The following is a 4333-nucleotide window of genomic DNA, read 5'->3' on the forward strand; positions in this document are numbered from 1 at the left end:
CCAGCAATCAACTGCTCTCCTATCCCCTGCCCACCAATACCGGTTTCAGTGAAGTGCTGCAGAACATCGATGCCGTTATTGAAAATGCAGGATGGGAGTTTGAACTGAGCACTGTCAAGATCAGTAAAAAGGATTTCAAATGGAGGACCAGTTTCAATGCATCGGTCCCGAGGAACAAACTCATTTCTTATCCCGGCCTGGAGTATTCCACCAATGCCAGCAGGTATGTGGTAGGTGAGCCCCTGAACATTACCAGACTATACCAGTTTACAGGTATAGACTTCAATACTGGTGTCTACACTTTCGCGGATATCAATAAAGACGGTGCGTACAATATAGCTGACAGGCTGGGTATCGGCAGGCTCGGCACTTTCTTCACTGCCGGTATGAGCAATCAGTTCAGCTATAAAAACTGGAGCCTCGATTTCTTCTTTCATTATGTTGAGCAAAACAAACGGTATATCACCTATAGTACAATTGTGACCGGCGGCATGAGCAATCAGCCTGCAGTTTTTACTGACCGCTCCATACCCGGACAGAAAGCAGGAAAATACCAACGGGCCACCTCCAACTCCAACACGGCTGTGTCCAACGCCCATAACCTGAGTTACAATTCTGACCTCGGGCCGATGAAAGCCAATTATGTAAAGCTGAGGAATGCATCACTTTCCTACAATCTTCCTCAACTGGGTAAAACACAGATCGGCTGCAGGTTTTTCCTGCAGGGACAGAACCTGTTGACCATTACCGATTATCCCGGTGCTGATCCTGAAACAGAATTCAATTATCTGCCCTCTTTAAGGACCATCACCTTCGGGGCAACCTTAACTTTTTAATACAGGCATCATGAATGCATTCAAACATATTTCCATTAAAAGGCAAGCGCTTCTCGTCCGGCTTCCCCTGTTCCTGCTGCTGATCGTATGTTTCAGCAGCTGCGAAAAATTCGTGGACGTGGGTAGTCCCAGGAACCAGTTGCTGGACTCGCTGGTGTTCAAAGATTTCAAAACGGCAGAAACTGCTGTATTGCAGGTATATATCGACGTGAGAGACAATTACAGTGTAACTGTAGGTTGCTCCCGCGATTATCCGTTCTACGTTGATGATATGATCACCTATTCAGTGGATCCAACTTACGCCCTTTTTAAGTTTTACAATGCCATGGTCACAGACAAGGATGAAAGCCTTCTCACCAGGCACTGGGATGCTCCCTACAGCGCCATTTACAAGGCCAACAGGGTGATTGTTGGCATGGAGAATCCGGAATCAATGTCGGCTGATCAAAGTAACCAGTTAAAAGGGGAAGCTTTGTTCCTGCGCGCATTGCTGCACTGGCGCCTCGCCAATACTTTCGGAGCCGTTCCGTATATCACCAGCATCAATTATGTGGAGAGTACCAATGCGGAAAAACTGCCGAAGGAAAAAGTATTTGAACTGGTGCAGAAAGATGTTGAACTGGCTGCCTCCTTATTGCCCGTGAACTATCCGACAGCAGACAGGGTGCGGGTGAATAAAAAAGTAGCAGAAGCTTTTCTTGCTCAGATATACCTGTATACCAAACAATGGGAGAAAGCGGAAAATATGGCCACTGAAGTTATTTCCGCTACCGGTACTTACCAGCTCGAAACTGATATTTCCAAAACCTTTCTGAAAGGCTCAAAGGAAACCATCTGGCAATTTGCCGAATCCAATACTGGTACTCCTACCACTGAAGCAGTTTATTATGTCCTTTTTGTGTCGCCTGAGACCAACACAGGGTACGGTGCATTGACCGATGACCTGTTGAACAGTTTTGAAGCAGGTGACAAACGAAGAAGCAATTGGGTTGGACAGTTCAGCCTGGGAGGCAAAACCTGGTCGTATGTAAACAAATACAAAGAAAGGAATACACTTGCTTCCGCTTCAACCGAGCTCTCTATAGCAATCCGTCTGAGCGAGCTCTACCTCATCAGGGCGGAAGCCCGGGCAGAACGGGAGAACTTCACCGGCGCGCAGGAAGACCTGGATGCCATCCGCAGCAAAGCCAATCTCGGTGGCACTCCCGCTGCTGATAAATCATCCCTGCGGACAGCCATTCTCAAAGAAAGAAGGGTTGAATTCTTTTGTGAGGGATCTCACCGTTACTTCGATCTCAAACGCTCCGGTACCATCACACAGGTGCTTGGTCCAAAGAAACAAAACTGGACTGACGAAGACATCGACTTTCCTATCTCAGAAAAACAAAAACTGCTCAATCCCAATTTAAATTAAAGCCATGAAAAGACATTTTCTGTTTGCTGCAGCCGCAGGCTGCATCGCCTCACTGTGCTCGTTCAACGACGTGAAAGCACAAAAGATCCCTATCCAAAAGCTATCTACGGAAGAACAGATAAAAGCCAGAATGCACCTGTCTGCCAAAGAATTTCCGGCCCTCAGTTTTGCTACGATAAAAGGGGCTCCTACCCTTACGGCTCCGATACTGGTTGAAACCGGATCCGGTCCTGTTGAAGCCAGGGGCATGGGCTGGGCTTACCCCGAACTGCGGGATATTGACGGAGACGGTAATAAAGACCTGCTGATCGGAGAATTCGGTTCCGGACTGGAACATGGAAATGCTGTGGGTAATTTCATACGCGTATACCCGAATATCTCCAGAGAAGGCAAACTGCAATTCAGCGAAAAATTTTCATACCTGAGAGGGGATGTTCATAAGGGTTATGGAACGCCTTTATCCCTGTGGGAGTTTTGCTGTATGGGCTTCAAGCCCACTTTTGTTGACCTGGACCAGGATGGGGAAATGGATATCGTTGCCGGGCAATACTATCCTGGCGATATCATCTGGTTCCGTGGCACCAAAAAAGGATTTCTTCCCGGCGAAAGGCTTTTCCAGGAAGGAGATCCGCAGGGTAAAAAGGATTTAACGCTGAAGGATAAATTCAACCCCGAGAGTGATAAATACTGGTACTACAATACGGTGGCAACAGCAGACCTGACAGGGGATGGACTGGTGGACCTGGTGATCGGCGGGAGCCAGTTCAGGTTCAGCAAGAATATCGGAACGAAGGAGCAACCGAAATTCGGGCTCAGACAACCCCTGTTACATACAGATGGCAAACCAATGGGCTCTTATGAACTGGGAGATACAACGGGTGGCGCTGCCAATCCCGTGCTGTTTGACTGGGACAATGATGGTGTGCTGGACCTCCTTTCCACTTTCGGTTACCTGGGGAACAAAGGTGAGGCCATCATGTTCTACAAAGGCGTTAAACAAAATGGAGAATACCGCTTCCACAGAGGAGTTCCTTTGCTGAAAGCGAAAGATGGCGGCAAGGCACTGCCCGGGAGTCATCCTGCCATCAGCATTACAGACTGGAATGGAGATGGCGTGATGGATGTGGTGATGGGAACGGCCCTCGCTACCCGCAACGATCAGTTTGATGCAGAGTTATCCTGGAAATGGGAATTGGAAACAGGTATCTATCAACTGAATCCGGGGTATTATACGAAGGAATATAAGAAGGACCTGGAGCGGAGAATGAATGAAGCAGAAAAGTTCCGGATGAAACTCGGGATTTCTGAAGCTGAGTACAACTCCAACCGTAAATACAATTCAAAGGAAAAGATGTACAACGCCGCCTATGTAAAACCTGAATACAATACGCTTAAGCATGTGGGTTATGTATATGTTTTTTTAGGAAAGAAATAAACAGGAACAGGGTATGAAAAAATGGATATTATTCGCTTTGCTGTATTGCGCTGTCGCTACCGTGATGGCGCAGGATGCGATCAGCTATAAAGCAGTTGTAGAAAGAAAGGGCGACACCATTTTGGTAAAACTTCTTTTTGATATAGCTCCGGGCATGCATGTATATGCTCCTTCCCTGCTCAATGAAACGCAGGGGTACTCAGGTATGAAGCTGATCATAGACAGCCTGCCGGCAGGGCTGAAAGATCTGAAGGAACCGAACTGGTCTGAATCCAGTATGGAAGGAGGTGGAGAAGTGTACAGGGGAGATGGGCATGCTGTTGTGTTCAGGTTGCTTGGCAAACCGAAGCAAGGGCCAGCGCGGATCAAAGGTATATTGGTGTACCAGGCCTGCAATGAAGAGATGTGCTTCCCTCCTGATGAAAAAATGTTCAGTGTGGAATTGAAGAAAGGAAAATAAGCCCTCGTGGGGCTGACCAGAAAGTGATGTGCCCCCAAAAAGTTAGACTAACTTTTTGGGGGCACATCAAAGGTTAGCCCCATTTTATTTTGCTGTGCCCAGTCGCTCGCGTCCCCGCGAGTGACTTCTATTTGCTCGCATCCGGCGGGCACCGTGTCGCCGCAGGCGACGGAATATCCGTCACTCGC

3 protein-coding genes and 1 pseudogene are annotated in these 4333 nt (G+C 47.9%); all 4 read left to right on the forward strand.

Annotated elements, in window-relative coordinates; genetic code table 11:
- A pseudogene (locus tag ACTHMC_RS14670) lies at positions 1-836 on the forward strand (hypothetical protein); the annotation flags it as partial.
- A 10-nt stretch (positions 837-846) separates the two neighbouring features.
- Positions 847-2250 (forward strand): RagB/SusD family nutrient uptake outer membrane protein, encoded by a 1404-nt coding sequence (locus tag ACTHMC_RS14675; protein ID WP_440414093.1) that lies wholly within the window; start codon positions 847-849, stop codon positions 2248-2250.
- Between the two features lie 4 nt (positions 2251-2254).
- Complete coding sequence (locus ACTHMC_RS14680; RefSeq protein ID WP_440414095.1) at positions 2255-3685, forward strand: FG-GAP repeat domain-containing protein; 1431 nt, start codon at positions 2255-2257, stop codon at positions 3683-3685.
- A gap of 13 nt (positions 3686-3698) precedes the next feature.
- A complete protein-coding gene (locus ACTHMC_RS14685; protein ID WP_440414097.1) occupies positions 3699-4145 on the forward strand; it encodes a protein-disulfide reductase DsbD domain-containing protein in 447 nt (148 codons plus the stop codon).
- Positions 4146-4333: the final 188 nt, after the last annotated feature.

The organism is Pseudobacter sp. (assembly GCF_051955275.1).
Taxonomy (GTDB): domain Bacteria; phylum Bacteroidota; class Bacteroidia; order Chitinophagales; family Chitinophagaceae; genus Pseudobacter.

Excerpts from the sequence above, each read along its gene's own strand:
- ACTHMC_RS14675 (WP_440414093.1), top strand. The coding sequence starts at position 847 with ATGAATGCATTCAAACATATTTCCATTAAAAGGCAAGCGCTTCTCGTC.
- ACTHMC_RS14680 (WP_440414095.1), top strand. The coding sequence starts at position 2,255 with ATGAAAAGACATTTTCTGTTTGCTGCAGCCGCAGGCTGCATCGCCTCA.
- ACTHMC_RS14685 (WP_440414097.1), top strand. The coding sequence starts at position 3,699 with ATGAAAAAATGGATATTATTCGCTTTGCTGTATTGCGCTGTCGCTACC.